Annotated in this window: 16 protein-coding genes and 1 pseudogene; 6 read left to right on the plus strand and 11 right to left on the minus strand. The window is 72.3% G+C overall.

All coding sequences use genetic code 11. The features are described from left to right. Nucleotides 1–7: 7 nt before the first annotated feature. Nucleotides 8–3502 carry a serine/threonine-protein kinase gene (locus tag ABEA87_RS12050; RefSeq protein WP_345628875.1) on the minus strand — a complete coding sequence of 1165 codons (3495 nt, stop codon included), beginning with the start codon at nucleotides 3500–3502 and terminating at the stop codon, nucleotides 8–10. Nucleotides 3503–3543: 41 nt separating this feature from the next. On the opposite strand from ABEA87_RS12050, the gene ABEA87_RS12055 reads away from it, so the two are divergent. Both ABEA87_RS12055 and ABEA87_RS12060 read left to right on the plus strand, forming a co-directional pair. Continuing rightward, nucleotides 3544–3747: an acyl-CoA carboxylase subunit epsilon gene (locus ABEA87_RS12055; RefSeq protein ID WP_345628877.1), complete on the plus strand. Its 204-nt coding sequence runs from the start codon at nucleotides 3544–3546 to the stop codon at nucleotides 3745–3747. Nucleotides 3748–3812: 65 nt separating this feature from the next. Next, on the plus strand, nucleotides 3813–4454 hold the full coding sequence (locus ABEA87_RS12060; protein WP_345628879.1) for a Maf family protein: 642 nt from the start codon (nucleotides 3813–3815) through the stop codon (nucleotides 4452–4454). A 67-nt stretch (nucleotides 4455–4521) separates the two neighbouring features. Here the strand turns inward: ABEA87_RS12060 and ABEA87_RS12065 are convergent, their stop codons facing one another. From ABEA87_RS12065 to ABEA87_RS12075, 3 genes and pseudogenes are all read right to left on the minus strand, one after another. Continuing rightward, nucleotides 4522–5274 (minus strand): ABC transporter permease, encoded by a 753-nt coding sequence (locus ABEA87_RS12065; protein ID WP_345628881.1) that lies wholly within the window; start codon nucleotides 5272–5274, stop codon nucleotides 4522–4524. Nucleotides 5275–5367: 93 nt separating this feature from the next. Then, nucleotides 5368–6308 (minus strand): annotated as a pseudogene (locus ABEA87_RS12070) (ATP-binding cassette domain-containing protein). Nucleotides 6309–6417: 109 nt separating this feature from the next. Continuing rightward, entirely contained in the window at nucleotides 6418–6969 is a 552-nt protein-coding gene (locus ABEA87_RS12075; RefSeq protein WP_345628883.1) for a PadR family transcriptional regulator, read from the minus strand. Between the two features lie 131 nt (nucleotides 6970–7100). Between ABEA87_RS12075 and ABEA87_RS12080 the strand changes: the two genes are divergently transcribed. Next, on the plus strand, nucleotides 7101–8846 hold the full coding sequence (locus tag ABEA87_RS12080; protein ID WP_345628884.1) for an acetyl/propionyl/methylcrotonyl-CoA carboxylase subunit alpha: 1746 nt from the start codon (nucleotides 7101–7103) through the stop codon (nucleotides 8844–8846). Between the two features lie 4 nt (nucleotides 8847–8850). Here ABEA87_RS12080 and thrS read toward each other — a convergent pair whose 3' ends face one another. Beyond that, a complete protein-coding gene (gene thrS / locus ABEA87_RS12085; protein ID WP_345628886.1) occupies nucleotides 8851–10059 on the minus strand; it encodes a threonine--tRNA ligase in 1209 nt (402 codons plus the stop codon). A gap of 203 nt (nucleotides 10060–10262) precedes the next feature. Beyond that, nucleotides 10263–11663, minus strand: coding sequence for an NAD(P)H-quinone dehydrogenase (locus ABEA87_RS12090; protein ID WP_345628887.1), 1401 nt, complete (start codon nucleotides 11661–11663; stop codon nucleotides 10263–10265). A gap of 68 nt (nucleotides 11664–11731) precedes the next feature. On the opposite strand from ABEA87_RS12090, the gene ABEA87_RS12095 reads away from it, so the two are divergent. Further along, nucleotides 11732–12187, plus strand: coding sequence for a gamma-glutamylcyclotransferase family protein (locus tag ABEA87_RS12095; protein ID WP_345628889.1), 456 nt, complete (start codon nucleotides 11732–11734; stop codon nucleotides 12185–12187). Nucleotides 12188–12338: 151 nt separating this feature from the next. Here the strand turns inward: ABEA87_RS12095 and ABEA87_RS12100 are convergent, their stop codons facing one another. The 5 genes from ABEA87_RS12100 to ABEA87_RS12120 form a co-directional block, all read right to left on the minus strand. Beyond that, complete coding sequence (locus ABEA87_RS12100; RefSeq protein ID WP_345628890.1) at nucleotides 12339–13103, minus strand: SCO6745 family protein; 765 nt, start codon at nucleotides 13101–13103, stop codon at nucleotides 12339–12341. A 31-nt stretch (nucleotides 13104–13134) separates the two neighbouring features. Further along, nucleotides 13135–14196 (minus strand): hypothetical protein, encoded by a 1062-nt coding sequence (locus ABEA87_RS12105; protein WP_345628892.1) that lies wholly within the window; start codon nucleotides 14194–14196, stop codon nucleotides 13135–13137. 15 nt (nucleotides 14197–14211) lie between these two features. Continuing rightward, nucleotides 14212–14844, minus strand: coding sequence for an MBL fold metallo-hydrolase (locus tag ABEA87_RS12110; protein WP_345628894.1), 633 nt, complete (start codon nucleotides 14842–14844; stop codon nucleotides 14212–14214). Nucleotides 14845–15028: 184 nt separating this feature from the next. Then, complete coding sequence (locus tag ABEA87_RS12115; protein ID WP_425570845.1) at nucleotides 15029–16339, minus strand: amidohydrolase; 1311 nt, start codon at nucleotides 16337–16339, stop codon at nucleotides 15029–15031. Between the two features lie 691 nt (nucleotides 16340–17030). Then, a complete protein-coding gene (locus tag ABEA87_RS12120) occupies nucleotides 17031–18611 on the minus strand; it encodes an acyl-CoA mutase large subunit family protein (protein WP_345628898.1) in 1581 nt (526 codons plus the stop codon). Between the two features lie 333 nt (nucleotides 18612–18944). Here ABEA87_RS12120 and ABEA87_RS12125 point away from each other — a divergent pair, with 333 nt between their 5' ends. Further along, nucleotides 18945–20717: a serine/threonine-protein kinase gene (locus ABEA87_RS12125; protein WP_345628900.1), complete on the plus strand. Its 1773-nt coding sequence runs from the start codon at nucleotides 18945–18947 to the stop codon at nucleotides 20715–20717. A gap of 26 nt (nucleotides 20718–20743) precedes the next feature. Then, nucleotides 20744–22426 carry a phospho-sugar mutase gene (locus ABEA87_RS12130; RefSeq protein ID WP_345628902.1) on the plus strand — a complete coding sequence of 561 codons (1683 nt, stop codon included), beginning with the start codon at nucleotides 20744–20746 and terminating at the stop codon, nucleotides 22424–22426. The last annotated feature ends 126 nt before the right edge of the window (nucleotides 22427–22552 follow it).

The following is a 22552-nucleotide window of genomic DNA, read 5'->3' on the forward strand; positions in this document are numbered from 1 at the left end:
AGGGCTGTCACTGAGTCCTGCCCTGGAAGGTCGAGGTGATCAGCTCGAAGTTCGGCAGGTTCGCCGCCCAGACCGAATCCGGGGTGGACCAGTAGAAGCCGTACGCCTGGTGCGGCCCGAAGACCGCGCCGCGGTTGATGACGTGGGTGCGCACGCCGTGGCTGTTGTAGGTGAACTCCCAGTCGGCCGCGGAGACGTGGTAGGGGACGGCAGCGATCTTGATCTTCTGGTACCCGGGGAAGTCGCCGTGGGCGACCCGGTACTCGGATTGGCTGGTCCAGTCCGCGACCGGATCGGACTTCGGCTGATTGGTCTGGTCGATGCCGAGCAGGCGGCCACCCGAAGGATCGTGGAAGTAGACGATGGTGCCGTCGTGCGAGATCCTCCAGCCGTTCGGTACGGCGACGGAGAACCCGGTCGGGTCGTGGTACATGTACCAGCCGGCCGGAAGGACCGTACCGGTCGAGTTGGCCGGCGGCGGCGACGATGGCGGTCCGGCGCTGGTCGTCGCCGACTGGGTGACGGGCGCTGACGACAGCGTTCCGGACGGCGTCTCCGACGGCACCCTTGCTGGCGTCCGAGACACCGCCGGCAAAGCCTGGGCGGGTTGCGGCCGGCGCTTGGGCGCACCGGCGGCGGTGCCGGCGGGGTGCGACGGACGCAGCGCGAGCCCCACGGACGCGGCGATGACGAACACGACGACCAGCGCCACGAGCGCGGCGAGCATCAGGGTCCGGATCGGAAGCTCGGACCGATCGTCCGGCCGCGCTCCGGGCGCCGGCGACAGCGGCCGGCGATCGACCGCCGGCCCGACCGGCATCGGTGCCACGACGGTGGCCGGAGCCCCGTACCGCCCGGCGGTGACCTGAGTCCGGTCCCGCCCGGCATCGGCCGGCGAGCCGTAGCGCCCGACGGTGACCGGCGACTCGGCCAGGGTCGCCACCGCCCCGAGCCCCAGGGGCTCGACCATCGTCTGGTCGACCAGCGGCGAATCGACGGCGGGCTGAGCCGTCGAGATGAATTCGGTCGGGGCGGTTTCGGTCGAGATGATTTCGGTCGGGGTGGTTCCGGTCGAGATGATCTCGGTCGGGGTGGTTCCGGTCGACGTGATTTCGGTCGGGGTGTCCGACGGTTCGTCGGCGGGCGGCTCGGTGAAGGACTGCCACGACTCGCCGTCCGTGGGCTCGGCCGGAGCCTCTGGCGACTCGTCAATCACCGGCGAGACGGCGGCGGGCTCGGCCGTCAGGGACCCGGCTGCGGCGGGCTCGGCCGCGGGGGGCTCGGCCGCGGGGGGCTCGGCCGCAGTGGGCTCGGCCGCAGTGGGCTCGGCCGTCACGGGCTCGACCGCGGCGGGCTCGGCTCCGGCGGCCTCGGCTGCGGCGGGCTCGGCCGTCGCAGGTTCGGGCGCGGCGAGTTCGGACGTGGCGGACTCAACGGCCGGCTCGGTGCCGCCGGCCACCGGTTCGGCCTCGGCAGTCGCGGATTCGGCCAGGTCTTCGGCTGGCCCGGCGGTCCCCGGCTGCACACTCTCCGGCTCGACGACTGAGTCGCCGACCGCTGACATCCCAGCCGACTCAGCAGTCACCGACTGTTCGGCGACCGGCTCCTCGACCGCAGGCTGCTCGACCGCAGGCTGTCCCGTCACAGGTTCAGGCTGCTCGGCCTCGGGTTCGGGCTGCTCGGCCTCGGGTTCGGGCTGTTCCGCCGCAGGTTGGTCGAAGGCCGACTGATCGGCCGGCTCCTCGGAGGCCGGCTCGTCGGGCACGGGCTGCCCGTCAGCGGGAGAGAGGTCAGCGGGCGAGGAGCCGGCGGGAGAGCCGTTGGCCGGTTCGTCGGTCGCGGGCTCGCCGGCTTCCAGCGGCGTGGCCGAGTCGGCGGTCCCGAAATCCCCGGCCCGCTCAACAACGTCGGCCGCCGGCTCGGGCTCTGTCGCCGGCTCCGTCAGCGCAACCGGCTCCGTCAGCGCAACCGGCTCCGACTCCACCGCCGGCGCCGATTGCACCGCCGGCTCCGCGATCGGCTCGGCCGAGGCAGCGGGCTCGACCGCACGGGGCTCGACGCCAGCCGGCTCGACAGCGACGGACTCAACAGCGACGGGCTCATCGACACCGAACTCGACGGCGGGCGGTTCCGCGTCCCGCTCGACTGTGGCCGGCACGGGCCGATCGGCGGCAATGTCGAGGGCAGGCGACTCGACCGCGGCGGCCGGCGCGGCGGCCGAAGCCGCCGGCTCCGCATCGGGAGCCGCAGGCGGCTCGGTGGGAGCCGTGGGCGGCTCAGCGCGAACCGCGGGCTGGGTGGGAATCGGGGGCCACTCGGGCGGGGCCGTGGGCGGCTGGGCCGGGGCCGCCGGTGGGTCGGCGGGAATCCGTGGCGGGCCCGCGGGTGGCGGCTGAACCGTCGAGCCGGGCGGTTGGGCGCGGCCGACCGCCAGCCGCCGGACCGAGATTCCCGGACGCTGGATCGGCGCGACGGGCGGCTGTGCCCGACCCACCGCCGGCCTGGTCGGCGGTGCGGCCCGACCCACCGCCGGTTGGCGCGGCGGTACGGCGGACGGTTGGGCGGGGGTACCGGGGCGCTGCACGGGCGCGATGGGAGGTGGTACGGGCGTACCAAGTGCCTGGGGTCGGCCCACCTGCCGCTGCTCGCGGGTACGCCACTGCGGGGCCTCGGCACGGCGCAGCGGACCGAGCAGGCGACGCAGTGCCCGGGCGGCCTCCGGCGCGGTCATCCGGGTGGCCGGATCCTTGTCCAACAGCCCGTCGAGCACCGGCACCAGCGGTCCGGACAGCATCGTGGGGTCCGGCGGCTCGGTGACCAGTGCGGTCAGCGTCGCCATCGCGGTGGAGCGATGGTACGGGGCCCGCCCTTCGGCGGCCGCGTACAGCGTGGCGCCCAGCGACCAGAGGTCCGACTCCGTGCCGGTGATCCCCTGCCGGGCGCGCTCCGGTGCGATGTACGCCGGCGAGCCCAGGATCAGGCCGCTGCGGGTCAGGGTCGCGTCGCCGGCCAGGGTGGCGAGTCCGAAATCCGTCAGTACCACCCGGTCGTCGGCGGCCATCAGGACGTTGCTCGGCTTGACGTCCCGGTGCAGCACACCGGCCCGGTGAGCGGCGACCAGCGCGCTGAGGATGCTCAGCCCGATGCGGGCCACCTCGGCGACCGGCAGCGGCCCGTCCTGCGTGATCCGCTCCTGAAGGGAACGGGAGCGCACGTACTCCATGACGATCCACGGCCGGCGCGGCTTGGCCACCACGTCGTAGATGCGTACGACATTGGGGTGGTTCAGCCGGGCGATCGCGCGCGCCTCGCGCAGCCCTCGTTCGCTTGCCTGTTCACCCTCTGATTCAGTCAGTCCAGATGGTGGGACAACCTCCTTCACCGCGACATCGCGGTGAAGGACCTCGTCACGAGCCAGCCAGACGCGGCCCATGCCGCCCTCACCGAGCGGACTGATCAGGCGGTAGCGCTCGGTTGCTGGGGTTCTGGGGGGCGAAGGCACTCATCGAACGTACCTGGCCCACGTCCGGATAGGCTCGGCGGATGGACGGTCAACACGTGATCAAGGTCGAACGTGGCACGCCGACCGCCGAGGAGTTGGCGGCTCTGGTCGGGGTGCTGCTGTCCCGGGTGCCCGCCGAGTCGCAGCGGAACGCACCAGTGGAGTCCCACTGGGTGCGAAGCGGTCGGCCGGGTGCGATCACGCGCGGTCCGGGTGCCTGGCGCGCCGCCGCGTTGCCTCGCTGAGACCTGGCCGACCGGCCGGCACGGTCAGTGATCCGGCCGGCTCGGACGGACACTACGATGCCCGAGTGACCCATCGACCGCACCTGGTGCTCGCGTCCGCCAGTCCCGCCCGGCGCAAGACCCTCGCCGCGGCCGGCATCGCCACCGAAGTCATCGTGAGTGGCGTCGATGAGTCCACTGTGGATATGACGGACCCGGCAGACTTCTGTCTCACCCTGGCTCGAATGAAGGCGGCGGCCGTCGCCGACCGGCTGCGGGACGCCGGCCCGGTTCGGCCTGACACCACGGTCCTGGTGCTCGGCTGCGATTCGATACTCGCCTTCGACGGGCAGATCCTCGGCAAGCCGGCCGACCGCGAGGAGGCGGTGGCCCGCTGGCGGGCGATGCGGGGCCGCAGCGGGCTGCTGTTCACCGGCCACAGTCTCATCCGGCTGAACGACGACCGCCGGGCGGACGCCGCCGTGAGCGCGGTTGTTCACTTCGCCGACATCACAGACGCGGAGATCGAGGCGTACGTGAACACCGGGGAGCCGCTGCAGGTGGCCGGCGCGTTCACCATCGACGGCCTGGGCGGCCCGTTCGTCGAGTCGATCGAGGGCGATCCCGGCACGGTCGTCGGCGTATCCCTACCGCTGCTGCGCCGGCTGCTCGGCAACCTCGACATCCCGATCACCGAACTCTGGGAGCCCGGCCCCACCGATTCGTGAGGCCGGCTCATCGGCGGCGAGCCCGGGTCGGCGCCGCCGGCCGTCGGCGGCACCGACCTCCCCCGATTCAGCGGACGCTCTTGGCGAACGACCGGGCCGCCCAGGACACCGCGGCCACGGTGAGCACGCCCAGGATCAGCAGCGACTTCCAGACGCTCGCGTCCCCCGGGTGCCCGGCGAACAGCGCGCGGCTGCCGTCCACCGCCCAGGAGAACGGGTTCCACTTCGCCGCGGTGGCCAGCCAGTGCGGCGCGTACCGCATCGGCAGCAGGATGCCCGACAGCAGCAGGATCGGCACGCCCACGGTGTTCAGCAGCGGCGCCAGCGCGTCCTCGCTGCGCAGCTTGAGCGCTACCGCGTAGGACACCGCGGAGAGCATCAGCGCGATCAGGCCCAGCACCGCGAAGGCGAGCAGCGCGTCGGCCAGCCCCACGGTGAGCCCGAACGGCACCGACAGCACGGTAATGATCACGGCCTGCACCAGCAGCGAGACCACGTCCCGCAGCGACCTGCCGAGCAGCAGCGCCAGCCTGCTCACCGGGGTGACCCGGCTGCGTTCGATCACGCCGGCGCGTAGTTCGGAGATGAGCGCGAAGCCGACGAAGAACGTACCGAAGATGGCCAGCTGGACCAGGATGCCCGGTACGAAGATCTGGTACGCCTGGGCACTCGGCAGGCTCAGCGCCCCCTTGAGCAACGGGCCGAACAGGAACAGGTAGTACAGCGGCTGGATGATCCCCACCACCAGCCAAACGGGATTGCGCAGCACCAGCATCATCTGCCGTTGAAAGATGAGCCAGGTGTCTCGTGCGAGCTTCATCGTGATGCCTCCTTCGGAAGCGGCGGCCTGTCGAGGCACGCTCGGATTTCGCCCAGCGAACGGCCGGTCAGCGGTCCTGCGGCGAGCCCCTGGTCAGGAGTCGCGCAGCGAGCGGCCGGTCTTGGTCAGGAAAACGTCGTCAAGGCTCGGACGGTGCAGCTCGATCGAGTCGAGCGGGATGCCCGCGCCGTCCAGGGTGCGCAGGATCTGCGGGATGGCCGTGGCGCCCGCGTCGACGTAGAGCCGCACGCCCGAATCCAGAGCCTCCAGGCGGCGCACGTACGGCGCGCCGTCGAGCACCTTGGCCGCCTGGTCGGCGGGGCCGGTCACGCCGACTGTCACCACGTCACCGGAGACCTCGCGCTTGAGCGCCTCCGGCGTGCCTTCGGCGACGATCTCGCCGTGGTCCATGATGGCGATCCGATCGCAGAGCGCGTCGGCCTCGTCCAGGTAGTGAGTGGTGATGAAGACCGTCATCCCCTCCGACCGCAGCCGGCGCACCTCGTCCCACATGTGCGCGCGGCTCTGTGGGTCGAGGCCGGTGGTCGGCTCGTCGAGGAAGAGCAGCCTGGGCTCGTGGATGATGCCCAGCGCGATGTCCACCCGGCGGCGCTGGCCGCCGGAGTATGTCTGGCACTTACGGTCCGCGAACTCGGTGAGCTGGAACGCCTCGATCGCGCGGGCGGCGCGCCGGCCCGCCTCCGGCTTGGCGATCCCGTACAGCCGGGCCTGCAGCACCAACTCCTCCCGCGCGGTCACGGCGTCCCAGGTGCTGCCGCCCTGGGCTACGTAGCCGATCCGGCGGCGCACCTCGCCGGGGGCCCGGCGCAGGTCTGCGCCCGCGATGGTGGCCTCGCCGCCATCCGGCGAGATGAGCGTGGCAAGCATCCGCAGGGTGGTGGTCTTCCCCGCGCCGTTCGGCCCGAGGAACCCAAAGATCTCCCCTCCCGCACGGACAGGTCGACCCCTCGGACCGCGTCGACGGTCGCCTTGCGGACTCGGAACGATTTCCGTAGGCCCAACGTATTGATCATGGCTCCCCCAACCGGGTACGCACGCCATCCCACCGATGCCCTCGGTAAGGTAACGCGATATGTCGCGATGGGTCAAGCTTGATTATCTCTCGTTGTATCGCCTTCCCCGTCAATCCGCGCTCGGCAGCTCACCCGCCTCGACCCGGCCGGCCAGCCGCTCGCACCACTCCGCCTCGACCCGCGCCTTGGCCATGGACAGCTCGAACAGCTCGGCCACGTGCGGCGCGTCGGGACTGGGGGCGGCCGCGAGCCGTACCCGGGTGCCGTCGATGAACAGCCGCAGCAGGCGGGCCCGGTTACGCAGCGCGCCGGCCGCCTCGTCCCTGCTCAGCGCGGGCAGGAACGCCCACGCCGGCGTGAACGGGTCGGCCGGGATCGTGTACTCCCACCAGTACCGGCGCAGCAGATCCTGGAACTCCGCCTCGCCCTTGTCCGTGATCTCGTACGTCGTCCGGGCCGGCCGCGCGCCGACCCGCTGCGTCGCCACCTCGGTGAGCAGTCCTTCCTCCGCGAGCTTCTTCAGCGCGTGGTAGACGGAGCCGGGCGCGACGTGGGCCCAGTCGTCGGCGTGCCAGCTGAGCAGCTCACGGCGTACGTCATAACCGTGCACGGGCTGGAAGATCCGGACCACGCCGAGAATCAGGAGTCTGGTTGTCGACACGGGCACAGCGTAATAGCCAAATTTGACTATCGGCGCGCTCGTGACCACGGGTCCGGCCCGCGCCGGACGATCTGAGCCGGTGCTCAAGGTCACCAAGGCCGGCCCGGGGCCACCGGTTTACACTGCCCCGCATGCGTAAGGTGCTCATCGCGAACCGGGGCGAGATCGCGGTACGGGTGATCCGGGCCTGCGGCGACGCCGGGCTGGAGTCCGTCGCCGTGTACGCGGACTCCGACCGTGACGCCCTGCCCGCCCGGCTGGCCGACGAGGCCTTCGCGCTCGGCGGCGACACCTCCGCCGAGACGTACCTGAACATCGAGAAGCTGCTCGACGTGGCCCACCGCTGCGGCGCCGACGCGGTGCACCCGGGCTACGGTTTCCTCTCGGAGAACGCGGACTTCGCCCAGGCCGTCATCGACGCGGGGCTGACCTGGATCGGCCCCACCCCGCAGGCGATCCGCGACCTGGGCGACAAGGTGACCGCGCGGCACATCGCGCAGCGTGCCGGCGCTCCGCTGGTACCGGGCACGGCCGAGCCGGTCGCCGACGCCAGCGAGATCATCGACTTCGCCACCGAGCACGGGTTGCCGGTGGCCATCAAGGCCGCGTTCGGCGGTGGCGGGCGCGGGCTCAAGGTGGCCCGGACGATGGAGGAGATCCCGGCGCTGTTCGAGTCGGCCACCCGCGAGGCGATCGCCGCGTTCGGGCGGGGTGAGTGTTTCGTCGAGCGGTACCTGGACCGACCCCGGCACGTGGAGGCTCAGGTACTCGCCGACCAGCACGGCAACGTGATAGTCGTGGGCACCCGGGACTGCTCGCTGCAGCGCCGGCACCAGAAGCTGGTCGAGGAGGCGCCCGCGCCGTTCCTGACCGACGCTCAACGGCAGCAGATCCACTCCTCCGCCAAGGCGATCTGCCGCGAGGCCGAGTACCACGGCGCCGGTACGGTCGAGTATCTGGTCGGCGTGGACGGCACCATCAGCTTCCTGGAGGTCAACACCCGGCTGCAGGTGGAGCACCCGGTCACCGAGGAGACCGCCGGTCTCGACCTGGTGCGCGAGCAGTTCCGCATCGCCGATGGCGAGGCGCTGCGCCTGACCGAGGACCCGACCCCGCGCGGACATGCGATCGAGTTCCGCATCAACGGCGAGGATCCGGGACGCAACTTCCTGCCGGCGCCCGGCGTGGTGAGCGAACTGCGGCTGCCCAGCGGGCCGGGCGTGCGGGTGGACACCGGCATCGAGTCGGGCAGCGTGGTCGGCGGCAACTTCGACTCGCTGCTCGCGAAGGTGATCGTGACGGGGCGGACCCGCGCCGAGGCGATCGAGCGGGCCCGGCGGGTGCTCGACGAGTTAGTGGTCGACGGGATGGCCACCGCGCTGCCGTTCCACCGCCTGGTGGTGCGCGATCCGGCCTTCACCAGCGAACCGTTCTCGGTGCACACCCGCTGGATCGAGACCGACTGGGCCGGCGGTGTCCCGCCGTTCGGCGCGGGATCCACTGTGGACGAGCCGGAGCCGCGCCAGACGGTCGTGGTCGAGGTCGGCGGAAAGCGGCTGGAGGTTTCCCTCCCCGCATCCATGGGTACCACTGTGAAGGCCCCCGCCGCCGCCAAGCCTGCCCCCAGGCGCGGCGGGGGTCACAAGGGCGGCGGCGCGGTCAGCGGGGATGCGCTCACCTCGCCGATGCAGGGCACCATCGTGAAGATAGCGGTGGCCGACGGCGACACGGTCGCCGAGGGTGACCTGGTTATCGTGCTCGAGGCGATGAAGATGGAGCAGCCGCTGAATGCGCACAAGGCCGGCGTGGTCACCGGCCTTGCCGCCTCGGTCGGGGACGTCATCTCCGCCGGGTCCGTGATCTGCGAGCTGAAGTAAGGGTTCAGGGCGCGGCGCACGCCTCGACAAGCATCCGTACCGCCTCGCCGGCGGGCGCCACCTTCGGGGCCGGCCCGGCCGCGGCCGGCACGCCCCGGGGCGGTCTGGTCCGCAGCGACACCTCCCCCGACCCCGCTTCGCGGGAGCCGATCACGGCCAGGTACGGCACCCGCCGGGCATCCCGTACCCGGGCACCCAGCGAGCCGTCGACCGCCAGGTTCACCCGAAGCCCGGCCGCGGAGCACTCCCGCGCGAACCGGCTCGCGTGCGACGCCTCGTTCGCGCCGACCGGCAGGACCGCCACCTGCACCGGCGCGTACCAGGCCGGGAAGGCGCCGGCGTGCACCTCGATGAGGTGGCCGAACAGCCGCTCCAGGCTGCCGACCAGGCTCCGGTGCACCATCACCGGCCGGGCCGCGGAGCCGGATGAGTCCACATAGGACAGGTCGAAGCGGGCGGGTTGATGGAGGTCGAGCTGCACGGTTGCCAGGGTCGATTCTCGGCCGGCCGGATCGACGATCTGCACGTCCACCTTCGGCCCGTAGAAAGCCGCCTCACCCGGAGCCTCCACATAGGACGAACCGGCCAGCGCGTCGCGCAGGATGCCCTCCGCCAGCTCCCACTGCTCGGCCGATCCGGCGTACTGGCGATCGGGTCCCCGCAGGGACAGCCGGACCCGGGCCGGCACCAGGCCGAGCGCGGCGTGCACCCGGCGCATCATCGCCAGCACACGGGCTATCTCCTCGCCGGCCAGCTCAAGCGGAGAGAAGATGTGCGCGTCATTGAGCGAGATGGCGCGTACCCGGGCCAGCCCGCCGAGCACTCCGGAGCGCTCCGCCCGGTACATGCCGCCGATCTCCGCCACCCGCATCGGCAGATCCCGGAAGGAACGCTGGCGAGCGCGGTACACCAACGCGTGGTGCGGACACAGGCTCGGCCGCAGGACCAGTTCCTCGCCGCCGTCGCGCATCGGCGGGAACATGTCCTCGGCGAAATGGGCCCAGTGCCCCGAGATCTCGTAGAGTTCCCGCCGCCCCATCGGCGGCGAATACACGTGCTGGTACCCGGCGGCCGACTCCTGCCGCCGCAGGTACTCCTCGACAGCGTGCCGGGCGGCGGCACCGTCCGGCAGCCAGATCGGCAACCCCGCGCCGATCAGCGGATCGGAGCAGAACAGCTCCAGCTCCCGGCCGAGCCTTCGATGGTCGTTCATTGGTCTCCTCCTGGCGTTCGTGGGCCTTTGCGGCCTCGAACACCGGCGGAGACGCGAAAAGGCCCCGGGCTCGGTGCCCGGGGCCTTCGACGTCTGATGCGGTCAGCGCGAAGTGACGCCGGGACTCCCCGGCGTCGTCGTGAACCTGGCCGCTGCTATCACGTCGCCGAGGCTAACCGCCCGCCCCGCCGACCGCCAGCGATTTACGGCTCGTGGTGCATCAGCTGGCGCGCCGCCTCGGCGATCGACCCCGACAGCGACGGGTAGATGGTGACGGTGTGCGCGAGCTGGTCGACGGTCAGGTGATTGTCCACGGCCATCGACACCGGCAGGATCAGCTCGCTGGCCCTTGGCGCCACCACCACGCCGCCGAGCACCCGGCCCGACGCCGGGCTGCAGAACAGCTTGACGAACCCGTCGTGGATGTCGGCCATCTTGGCGCGTGGGTTGCCATCCAGCGACAGCATCACCGAGCGGGCCACCACCCTGCCGCTGTCCACATCGGACTGCGACACGCCGACCGCGGCCAACTCCGGATCGGTGAACACGTTGGCCGCCACCGACTTCAGCCGAAGCGGGGCGACCGCCTCACCGAGCGCGTGCCACATCGCGATCCGGCCCTGCATCGCGGCGACGCTGGCCAGCGCCAGCAGTCCGGTGCAGTCGCCGGCCGCGTAGATCCCCGGCACGTTGGTGCGGGACACCCCGTCCACCCGCGCGTACCCGCCGGGCGCCACGTCCACGCCGTATTCGGTCAGTCCCAGCTCGGCGGTGTTGGGCACCGAGCCGACCGCGATCAGCGCGTGCGAGCCCTCGACCACCCGACCGTCCTCAAGCGTGACCGCGACGCCGGGGCCGGTGCGCACCACCGACGCGGCGCGCGAGTTGTTCAGAATGTTCATCCCGCGGAAACGGAACACCCGCTCGATGGCCATGGCGGCGTCCGGGTCCTCGTGCGGCATGACCCGGTCCCGGCTGGAGACCAGGGTCACCGCCACGCCCATGGCCAGGTAGGCCGAGGCGAACTCGGCCCCGGTGACCCCCGAACCGATCACGATCAGGTGCTCCGGCAACCGGGGAAGGTCGTAGACCTGGCGCCAGGTGAGGATCCGCTCGCCGTCCGGGACGGCGGTGGGCAGGACCCGCGGGGTCGCCCCGGTCGCGATCAAGACGGTAGACGCATCAATCGAGTACGCAGGGTTACTATCCGATGGATTTACCTCGATGCGATGGGTGTGACCCAACGTGTCGGCACCCAATCGGGCAGTTCCTGAGACAAACGTCACGCCGGCTTTGACGAGCTTGGCATTGATGTCCGCCGACTGGGCCCTGGCCAGGCGCTTCACCCGCGCGTTGACGGCCGCTCCGTCCACGCTCACGGCCGCCAGTCCGTCGGCGTGCACGCCGAACTCGTCGGTGTCCCGGTACCCGGTCACCACGTCCGACGAGGCGATGAAGGTCTTCGAGGGAACGCAGTCGGACAGCACACAGGCCCCTCCGGCACCCTCCGCCTCAACCACCGTGACCTCGGCATTCAACTGCGCCGCGACCAGCGCCGCCTCGTACCCGGCCGGCCCGCCGCCGATGATCACAACTTGCCCCACGACACCCTCCGCACTCGACACGCTCTGTTTATTCTCTCTCAGCCCGGCGGGGGACTATCGTCATCGCCGTGCGTCACTACGCCGCGTATGGCTCCAACCTCGACCCCGGCCGAATGAGGGCTTACTGCCCGCATTCGCCCATGATCGGCACCGGCTGGCTGGAAGGCTGGCGGCTGACCTTCGCCGGCGAGGAAGATCTCGGCTGGGAGGGTGCGGTCACCACGATCGTCGAGTCCCCCGGCGACCGGGTCTTCGTCGCGCTCTACGACGTACATCCCTGGGACGCCGCCCAGCTCGACGAGGTCGAGGGCGTCACCTCCGGCATGTACCGCAAGCTACACCTGCGGGTCGCGACGCTCGACGGCGACGTGACCGCCTGGGTGTACGTGTTCAGCGGGTACGAGGGCGGCCTGCCCACGGCGTGGTACCTCGCCGAGATCGCGGCCGCGGCCGAGAAGGCCGGCGCCCCGGCGGACTACCTCACCGAGCTGCGCGGCCGGCCCACCCGCACGTCCCAGCCCTAGGCCCCGTCCCGGCGATCCTGCCGGGCCGAGGCCGGGGCGCCACCGGCGCGACCGGCCGGGCCCGGCCGGGCCCGGCGTCCGGCCCAGTCGACGGCTGGGCTCCGCCAAGGGCAGGACTCAGCCAAGGGCAGGACTCAGCCAAGGACAGGACTCAGCCGACGGCCGGATACTGCCCGGCCTGCATCCGCAGCGCCTGTACCGCCTCGTTCAGCAGGCCGACCAGCTCGTGGCGCTCGGACGCCTCGAGGATCCGGTAGGCCCCGCCGGTGATCCGGTCGGTGATCGCGTCCGCCCAGACCCGCCGGCGCACCAGCGGTTCGAACGGCGGGAACGGCGGCTGCCAGCCGTACGCGATCGCCCCGGCCGCCCCCTCCGGGCCGGCCAGCAACGACTCCAGCGGGGTCATCCCAGCCGAGCGTACGGCCAGCAGCTGCGCCGCCATGCGGTGCTCACGCAGCAGCCTGACGAGGACCGCGGCACGGGCGCCCGGCGCGTCGTCCGGCACCGGCATGGCCCGCCACGCGGCGAACAGCGGGAGCCCGGCCGGATCGGCGGCGAGTACCACCCGCTCCGCGAGGACCACCAGCCGGTCGACCCCGGGCAGGGCGTCCAGCCGCTCGCGTCCCCACCGGCAACACTCGGCGAGGTAGTGCTCGGCGATCCGGATCGGCGCGTCCACCCGCCGGCCCGATTCCCACCCCTCTTGCACGGCGTCGGCCGCGACGAAGCCGAGCGTCGCGGCAAGGGTCTCCGGGCCGACGTCGCCCAACGCGCCGCCCCATCCGGTCACGTAGAAGGCCCAGCCCGTCAAACCGAGCTGTCGGGCGCGGCGCAGCGTCTTCGGGCACTCGGCGAACGCCCCGCCCAGCTCCTGCACTGCTGGGCGAGAGGCCGAGGCGGCCTGCTCGGGGGTCACGCGTCGATTGTGCCGCCTGTCACGCCGGGCGTCACTGCCCGGCCCGGGGCGCTTCCCCACCGAGCGCCCGGCGCGCGTCGCGCTCCGCCGCCCTGCGCCGCAGCCTGCCCTCGCGCAGCGCGAGCTGGGCGGCCGCGTGCCGCTCGCGCACCCGGTCCAGCTCGGCGGCGAGGGCGGCCAGCGCGCGGGCCGCGTCCCGCTCGTCCCCCTCGGCCCGGCGCAGGGCCGCGGCGGCGTTCTCGATCCGAGCGGAACGCGCCGCCTCGGCCCGCGCTCGCGCCCGCTCCCGCTCGGCCTGGTCGGACGCCGCCCCGCGAGGTCCGGCCCGATCGAGCCTCTCCCCCGCGGGGCCGGTCTTGGCGGCCTTCTCCGCGGGGCCGGTCTTGACGGCCTTCCCCGTCTGGTTCGGCCGGCCGGCCGCCGAGGACCGCGCCGGCTCGGCCGGCCCTTCCGTTCTCCTCGTGCCGCCCGCCGTGCCCGCCCGATCGCCGGGCTCGGCGCGCCGCCGGGGGGTGCGCCCGGCCGGCTCGCCCGCCTCGGCCGGCTCGGCCGGTGGCTCCGGCGGCTCGGCCGCACCGGCGCCGCCGTCGATGATCCGCAGGTCCGGGCGGAGCGTCTCGCCGAACCCCGCGTACCCGGCGGTCCTGGTCAGCCGGCCGGCGCGGACCGCCTCCGCCACCTGTTCGTCGGCGAGCGCCGCGGCCAGGGTCGCCTCCACCTCGGCCAGCGGCAGCGGGTCCCGTGGCCGGCGCCCCGCCTCGACCGCCAACCGCCGGGCCTGCGCCACCACCCCCGCGACCGCCGCGCGGCGCCGGGCGGACAGTTCGCGCAGCCGCTCGCCGCGCAGCTGGCGCTGGGCCTCACCCAGCTCGGTACCCAGATCCAGCAGCTCGCCGATCTGCTCGGGGCGCCGGAGCGCGACCAGGTTGACCAGCCAGGCGGCCACGGTGGGCCGGCGCAGGGTGCGCAGCCGGGCGGCCAGGGCCCGGTCACCGGCCGTACGGGCCCGGGCGATCGCCTCGTCGCGCGCCGCGATGAACCTCTCCGGCGGTAGCTCGTAGAGGTCCGGCTCGGGCACGGGCGGTCCGGTCACGCCTCGCGCACCGCCTCAGGCATCGACCGTCTCGCCGGGCACCAGCCGGCTGTAATCGGCGCCGGAGAACTGGCCCAGCAGCCGATCGAGCAGGGTCAGCCCGTTGTCGTTGGCCAGGCAGTCGTGCAGCGCGAAGGCGCGCCGGGGGGCGACCGCGCGGACGAAGTCGATCGCCTCGGAGACCTTGAGCCAGGCCCCCGAGACGGGAACGAAGAGCGTGTCGACCTCCACGTCCGGCGGCACGTCGAACGAGTCGCCGGGGTGGTACACCGAACCCTCGATCAGGAAGCCCAGGTTGGGTACGACCGGCAGGTCCTGATGGATCACCGCGTGCCAGCCGCCGTACGCCCGCACCTCGAAGCCGGCGGCCTGGAAGGTGTCGCCCGCGTTGACCGTCCGCACCACGCCGTTGAGCGCGCCGAGCTTCGCGGCCACCTCGGGATGCGTGTACACGGTGGCCGACGGGTGCCTGTCCAGCGCGTCGGCGAGCTTGTCCACGTCGAGGTGATCGGCGTGTTCGTGGGTGATCAGGATCGCGTCGGCCCCGTCCAGCACGGCGCGTTCCGAAAAGCTGCCGGGATCGATGACCAGTACCGCGCCGTCGCGCACCAGGCGGACGCAGGAGTGGGAGAACTTGGTCAGTCGCATGTCCGCCAGTGTGCCGGAACCGGGCCGGTACCGTCGGGATCGACGCCCCGGCCAGCGGCGCCGACTCAGGAGCCGGCCCGGCCGGCGGACCGAGAAGAGTCCGCCGGCCGGGCCGCTCAGAACACCGGGCCGCTCAGAACGGCGAGCGGGTCAGAACGCCGAGCCGCTCAGAACGGCGAGCGGGTCAGAACGCCGAGCTGGCCAGCGCGCCGAGCGCGGTACGCACCATGACGCGCACGCCATGGCCGATCGCGCGCTCGTCCACGTCGAAGCTCGACTGGTGGATGTCGCCGCGGACCGTCGCGCCGGGCGCTCCGACGCCGAGGCGCATCATCGCGCCCGGCACGTGCTCCAGGTAGAAGGCGAAGTCCTCGCCGCCCATGCTGATCTCGGCCTCCACGACCCGCTGGGGGCCCACGGCGGCACAGGCGGCGTCGGTGACCACCGCCGCCGCGCGGTGGTCGTTGATGACCGGTGGCACGCCCCGGTGGTAGACCACCTCGGCCTCCGCGCCGGTACCCGCCACCACGTCGTCGATCAGCTTGGAGATCAGCGCCGGCACCTCGTGCCACGCGTCCCGGTTGAGCACCCGCACGGTGGCCCGGGCCCGGCCGATGCTCGGGATCGCGTTGGCCGCCTCGCCCGCGTGCGCCGCACCGAACACCATGGACACTCCGGCCCTCGGGTCGACCCGCCGATCCAGCAGGGCGGGCACGTCAACGATCACTCGGGCCAGCGCGTGCACCAGGTCGGTGGTCAGGTGCGGCCGGGCGGTGTGGCCGCCACGCCCGCGCAGGGTCAGGTCGACCATGTCGGCGGCGGCCGTCATCGGCCCGGTACGGATGCCGAGCTGGCCGACCGCGAGCTGCGGGGCGCAGTGCAGCGCGAAGATCGCGGAGACACCCTCGAGCCCGCCGGCCGCGATCACCTCCGGCGCACCCGACGGGATCACCTCCTCGGCGGGCTGGAACACCAGCCGTACCCGGCCGGGCAGCTCGCCGCGCTCGGCCAGCTGGGCCAGGGCCAGCCCGGTACCGAGCAGCACAGTCGTGTGCACGTCGTGCCCGCAGGCGTGGCAGACCCCGTCCACCGTGGACCGGTACGGCACGTCCTTGGTGTCGGCCAGCGGCAGCGCGTCGATGTCCGCGCGCAGCGCGATCATCCGGTCGTTGTCCCCGCTCCCCGGGATGTCGCAGATGAGGCCGGTGCCCTTGGGCAGTACCCGCGGGGAGAGGCCGGCGACCTCCAGTTCCCGGGCCACCAGCGCGGTGGTGGCGAACTCCTGCCCGGACAGCTCCGGATGCGCGTGCAGGTGACGGCGCACCCCGATCAGCTCGGCGCCCCGGGAGGCGAGCCAACGATCGAGGTTTCCCGGCAGCGGCGAAGCGCCCGACATGACACCCGGCCAGGCGGCAGCGCGTTCCCCACCGGCCCGGCGACCGGTGGTGCGTCCGGAAGGCGATGCGCTCTTCGGCAAAGTCAACGCACTAGTCACAGTCTCTGGTTGCTCTCGCTCGGAGGGAGGGGGCAGCGAGTCGGTCGGCATAGCGGCCAGTTCGGGCCTCTTGCCACGAGTCGGCACCTCCGTTGACAACTTGGTCAGCCTAGACCCAGCATGGTGACGCTGCGCAATCTCATTCCCGTGGCGACGAGGTTGCGGTGCGTCACGAATCCCCTGGTAGAGGCGTTCCTCGGCCAGCGAATCGCCACGCGAACCCCCGTGTATCGCGGTCATCCGGCCTCAACCTCCTACAACGCGTAACGGTCCCGTTAGGAAACGCCTAGGGGTACCCCTCGGGTTGCATCGAAACCGTGGCGGATGCCCGATTCGAAGGAGATTTCCAGGCGCCGCCGCGCACCGTGAGCGCACCCGCACGCCCGGTCGCCACACGAACCAACGACGACATCGAGGGGAGCCGAAACCGCGAAAAACGACACCTCGAAAAGCGACAACCCCGAAGGGGCGACACCGCGAAGAGGTGATGTTGCGAAAGGACGACGCGGCGAAGAAGCGACCTCAGGAGAAGACGATCGGGCGGGAAGCGAGGTTGCGAAAAGACGACGTTGCAAAAGACGAGGACGCCGATCGGCGATGGCGCTAAGAATCGGCCGGGCAAAGGGGCGACGGCGCGAAAAAACAGCGGCGGTGAGGTGAGCGGCGGGTGACGACGCGCGGCGGCGTCCGGTCAGAAGCGTTCGGTCGGCTGGTACCGTCCCCAGACCTCGCGCAGCGCGTCGCAGGTCTCACCGACCGTCGCCCGCAGCCGCAACGCCTCCCGCATCGGGTACAGCACGTTGGCGGTGCCGGCCGCGGCCTCCCGCAGGGCGTCCAGCGAGCGAGCCACCGCGTCGGCGTCCCGGGACTCGCGCAGTTGGGCCAGCCGGGCCGCCTGCTCGGCCTCGATCGCCGGGTCCACGCGCAGCGGCTGGTACGGCTCCTCCTGCTCGATCAGGAACCGGTTGACCCCGACCACCACCCGCTCGCCCGAGTCGATCTCCTGGGCGATCCGGTACGCCGACGTCTCGATCTCGCGCTTCTGGAACCCGGCCTCGATCGCGTCGACCGCCGAGCCGTGCTCGAAGACCCTGCCGATCAACCCGTCGATCTCGGCCGCGATCTCGTCGGTCATCGCCTCGACCACGTACGAGCCGGCGAACGGGTCGACCGTCGCGGTCAGGTCGGTCTCGTACGCCAACACCTGCTGGGTGCGCAGCGCCAGCCGGGCCGCCTTCTCGGTGGGCAGCGCGATGGCCTCGTCGTAGGAGTTCGTATGCAGCGACTGAGTGCCGCCCAGCACCGCGCCGAGGCCCTGCACGGCCACCCGGATCAGGTTCACCTCCGGCTGCTGGGCGGTCAGCTGCACGCCGGCGGTCTGGGTGTGGAAGCGCAGCATCCACGACTTCGGGTTCTGGGCGCCGAACTCGTCGCGCATGATCCGGGCCCAGATCCTCCTGGCCGCCCGGAACTTGGCCACCTCCTCCAGCAGGGTGGTGCGGGCCACGAAGAAGAACGACAGCCGTGGCGCGAAGTCGTCGACCGCCAGCCCGGCGGCCAGCGCGGCGCGGACGTACTCGATCCCGTTGGCCAGGGTGAACGCCACCTCCTGCACGGGCGTCGCGCCGGCCTCCGCCATGTGGTACCCGGAGATCGAGATGGTGTTCCACCTCGGGATCTCCTCGCGGCAGTAGGCGAAGGTGTCGGCTACCAGCCGCAGCGAGGGCTTGGGCGGGAAGATGTACGTGCCCCGGGCGATGTACTCCTTGAGGACGTCGTTCTGGATCGTGCCGGACAGCTGGTCGCCCGGCACTCCCTGCTCCTGCGCGACCAGCTGGTAGAGCAGGAGCAGGACCGAGCCGGGAGCGTTGATGGTCATCGAGGTGGAGACCTTGTCCAGGGGGATCTCATGGAACAGCCGGCGCATGTCCTCGATGGAGTCGATGGCCACCCCGACCTTGCCGACCTCGCCGGCGGCCACCGGGTTGTCGGAGTCGTAGCCCATCTGGGTGGGCAGGTCGAAGGCCACCGACAGGCCCGTGGTGCCCGCCTCGAGTAACTGGTGGTACCTAGCGTTGGACTCGGCCGCCGTGCCGAAACCGGCGTACTGCCGCATGGTCCACGGCCGCTGGGTGTACATGGTCGGGTACACGCCACGGGTGTACGGGTACTCGCCGGGCTCGCCCAGCCGCTCGGCCACGTCGCCGGGGACGTCGGCCGGGCCGTACACGCTCTTGAACAAGAAACCCGACTCGCTCCGACGCTGTGTCATACCGGGATCGTAGGGTCGGTAACGTGAGCAACGACACCGGTACCGGCGGAGATTGAGCGCACGATCGCGACCATAAGTAAGTTGGTGGCTACATCTCGTGGGAACTGTCCGATCCGTGGACCCGCGACTTTCCCTCGGAGAGATGACCGCGCAAGATAGGTAGGTTGCTCAAGAGCACCTCCCGCTACACCAGATTTTCGGCACTGATTTCCCAGCGACGGTTGAAGGCCAGTGACAACTCAGACCTCGACGTGGCACGGCGAACCTCATCCCCAGCCCTCTTCCCAGCGGGCCGTCCCAGGGACCGTGATCGGCGGCCGCTACCAACTGCGAGTGGCCATCGGCAACGGCGGCATGGGCACGGTCTGGCACGCGGCGGACACCATCCTGCGCCGCGACGTCGCCGTCAAGGAGGTCCTGCTGCCGCCGGGCATGGCGGCCTCGGACCGCGACGCGATGTATGAGCGCACCCTGCGCGAGGCGCGCGCCGCGGCGGCCCTGTCGCATCCGAGCGTGGTGCAGGTCTACGACGTGGTCACCGAGGGCGGTCGGCCGTGGATCGTGATGGAACTGCTGCACGCCCGCAGCCTCGCCGACATGATCATCTCCGACGGCCCGCTGGCTCCCCGCGCGGTCGCGAAGATCGGCATCGCGCTGCTCGGCGCGCTGGAGGTCGCCCACGGGGCCGGCGTGCTGCACCGCGACGTCAAGCCGGCCAACGTGCTGATCTGCACCGATGGCCGGTGCGTGCTCACCGACTTCGGGGTCGCCCGGATGCCGGCGGAGAGCAACCTGACCACCCCCGGGATGGTGCTCGGCTCGCCGCACTTCATCTCGCCGGAGCGCGCCGTCGGCGGGGCCTTCGGGCCGCCGAGCGACCTGTTCTCGCTGGGCGTGTCGCTGTTCACGGCCGTCGAGGGCCGACCGCCGTTCGACAAGGGCGACCCGTTCGAGACCATGCGCGCGGTGGTCGAGGAGCCGCCCGCCGCGCCGGTGCGGGCCGGCCTGCTCGCACCCGTGCTGTACGGGCTGCTAGAGAAGGACCCGGCCCGGCGCTGGGACGTGCGCGCCGCCCGGCAGGCCCTGCGCGACCTGCTCGCCGGCCCGCTCGCCAGCAACGCCAGCCAGCACGTCACCGATCCCTACACCGTGGTGCCGGTGGCCCAGCCGCCCCGGCCTGTCTACCAGAGCGACCGGGCCGCCCAGCAGGGCCAGATCGGCGGCCGGGCCATGCTCGCCCCCGGTGAGCTGCCGACCGACCGGATCTCCGGGCGCCCGGTCCCGCCGCCCCCGCACAACCTGGCCGGCGGGCCCGCCATGCTGGAGCACACCAGCCCGGGCTTCCCGCCGCCGCCCACGTTCCCGAACCAGCCACAGCCCACGTTCCCGAACCAGCCGCAGCCCACGTTTCCGAACCAGCCGCAGCGGGGCACGGTGCACGGCAAGCCGCGCGGCGGTGGCATGCTCGCCGACATCAGCGCTGGCGCGAAGCCACTGCTCAACCGGTTCCGGGGGCTGCCGAAGGCGGCCCAGGCGGGGATCGTCGGCGGCGTGGCGGTGGTCCTGGTGATCGCCATCATCGGGCTGGCCGGCGGCTTCGGGGGCGGCTCGTCCACCCCGGCGGCACGCGCCAGCGCCGCGGCCTCGCCGAGCGGCCCGGGCCTGCCGGTCGTCAAGTACTCCGACCCGCGCGGCTTCTCGTTGAACGTGCCCGCCGACTGGAAGCAGACCGGCAGCAGCTACTTCGACTTCACCGACCCGAAGGACCCGCTGCGGCGGCTGCGGGTCAACGTGGAGACGGCCGGCAACAGCAACGCCGACTACATGAAGGCGGTCGGGCGGGCGCTGGACAACCCGAAGGTCTGCACCGCGCCGTACAAGCAGGTCGCGCTCAACGACGACGTCACGCTCAGCGGCCACCCCGCCGCGGAGCTGGAGTACACCTGCGGCACCGGTCCGGACGCCCGGCACGGGATCTGGCGAGCCACCGTCATCGACAAGAAGGCGTACGAGTTCTACCTTTCGGTGGAGGACAGCCGGTTCGCCGCGAGTAAGCCGATCTACGACGAGGCGGTCGAGTCCTACAAGCTCAACCTGGGCAACTGACCCGCCCGGCGTGCTATCAACGTGGCATGACGATCACGGATCCGGCCGTCCTTGAACGGCTGCGTGCCGATGCCACCCGGTGGCTGTCGGACGACCCGGACGCGGGCGACCGGGCGGAGCTCAGCCGCGTACTGGACGGCCTGCCGGGCACCACGGACGAACTGGCCGACCGGTTCGCCGGCCCGCTGACCTTCGGCACCGCCGGGCTGCGCGGGCCGCTGCGGGCCGGGCCGAACGGGATGAACCTCGCCGTGGTGCGCGCGGCCGCGGCCGGACTGGTCGGCTGGCTGGCCGAGCGCGGCGCCGACGGCCCGCTGGTCATCGGGTACGACGCCCGGCACCGGTCCCGCGAGTTCGCCGAGCAGACGGCCCGGGTGGCCACCGGCGCCGGCCGCCAGGCCCTGCTCCTGCCCCGGCCGCTGCCCACCCCGATCCTCGCGTACGCGGTGCGCAGCCTCGGCGCGGCGGCCGGCGTGATGGTCACCGCCAGCCACAACCCGCCGCAGGACAACGGGTACAAGGTCTACCTGGGCGCGGCGCTCGGCGGCGTCACCGGCGCCGGTGCGCAGATCGTCCCGCCGGCCGACGCCGAGATCGAGGCCGCGATCCGGGCGATCGGGCCGCTGGATCGGGTGCCGCTCGGGCCGCCCGGCACGGTCCTCGGCGAAGACGTTCTCGCGTCCTACCTGGACAGCGTGACCGGGGTCGTCGCGCCGGACGGCCCCCGTGACCTGGCCGTGGCCTACACCCCGCTGCACGGGGTCGGCGGTCCGGTGGTGCTCGCCGCACTGCCCGCCGCCGGGTTCCCCGCGCCGTCCATCGTGGAGGTCCAGGCCGAGCCGGACCCCGAGTTCCCCACGGTGTCCTTCCCGAACCCGGAGGAGCCCGGCGCGATCGACCGAGCCGTCGCGCTGGCCTCGTCGACCGGCTCGGACCTGGCCATCGCCAACGACCCGGACGCCGACCGGTGCGCGGTGGCGGTGCCGGACGGGGACGGCTGGCGGATGCTGCGCGGCGACGAGGTCGGCGTGCTGCTGGCCGACCACCTGATGCGGCGTGGGGTGCGCGGGCTGTACGCCACCACGATCGTCTCGTCGTCGCTGCTGGGCGCGGTCTGTCGGGGCCGCGGGATGCCCTACGCCGAGACGCTGACCGGCTTCAAGTGGATAGTCCGCGCCTCCGGCGACGGTGGGCTGGTCTACGGGTACGAGGAGGCGCTGGGCTACTGCGTGGCGCCGGAGCTGGTACGGGACAAGGACGGCATCTCCGCCGCGCTGCTGATCTGTGAGCTGGCCGCCGCCCTGAAGGCGGACGGGCGCACGCTGCTCGACCGGCTGGACGAGATCGCCGCCGAGTTCGGCGTGTACGCCACCGATCAGCTCTCGGTACGGGTGGAGGACCTGAGCGAGATCGGCTCGGCGATGGCCCGGATCCGGCAGCGGCCACCCGCCACGCTGCTCGGCGAGCCGGTCACCTCGATCGAGGATCTGCTCCCGGAGGCCGACGTGGTCACGCTGCGCACCTCGTCGACCCGGGTGGTGGTCCGCCCGTCGGGCACCGAGCCCAAGCTCAAGGCGTACCTGGAGGTGACCGAGGCGGTGGCCGGCGACGAGGCGGTTGCCGGCGACGGCGTACCGGCGGCGCGGCGACGCGCCACCGCCGCGCTGGTCACGCTGCGCACCGAGACGGCCGCCGCGCTGGGCGTGTGATGCCAGGGCCGGCCGGCCGCGCGGTCAGCGATCGCCGGGCCGGCCGCGGGTCCGACTGACGAGGCGCCCGGTCCGGTTTCCCTGACCCAGCTCGACGTGCCCGGTACGCCAGGTGACACTGCCGTT

Origin of the sequence: Rugosimonospora acidiphila (assembly GCF_039543385.1) — a bacterium.
In the GTDB taxonomy this organism is placed as follows: Bacteria; Actinomycetota; Actinomycetes; order Mycobacteriales; family Micromonosporaceae; genus Rugosimonospora; species Rugosimonospora acidiphila.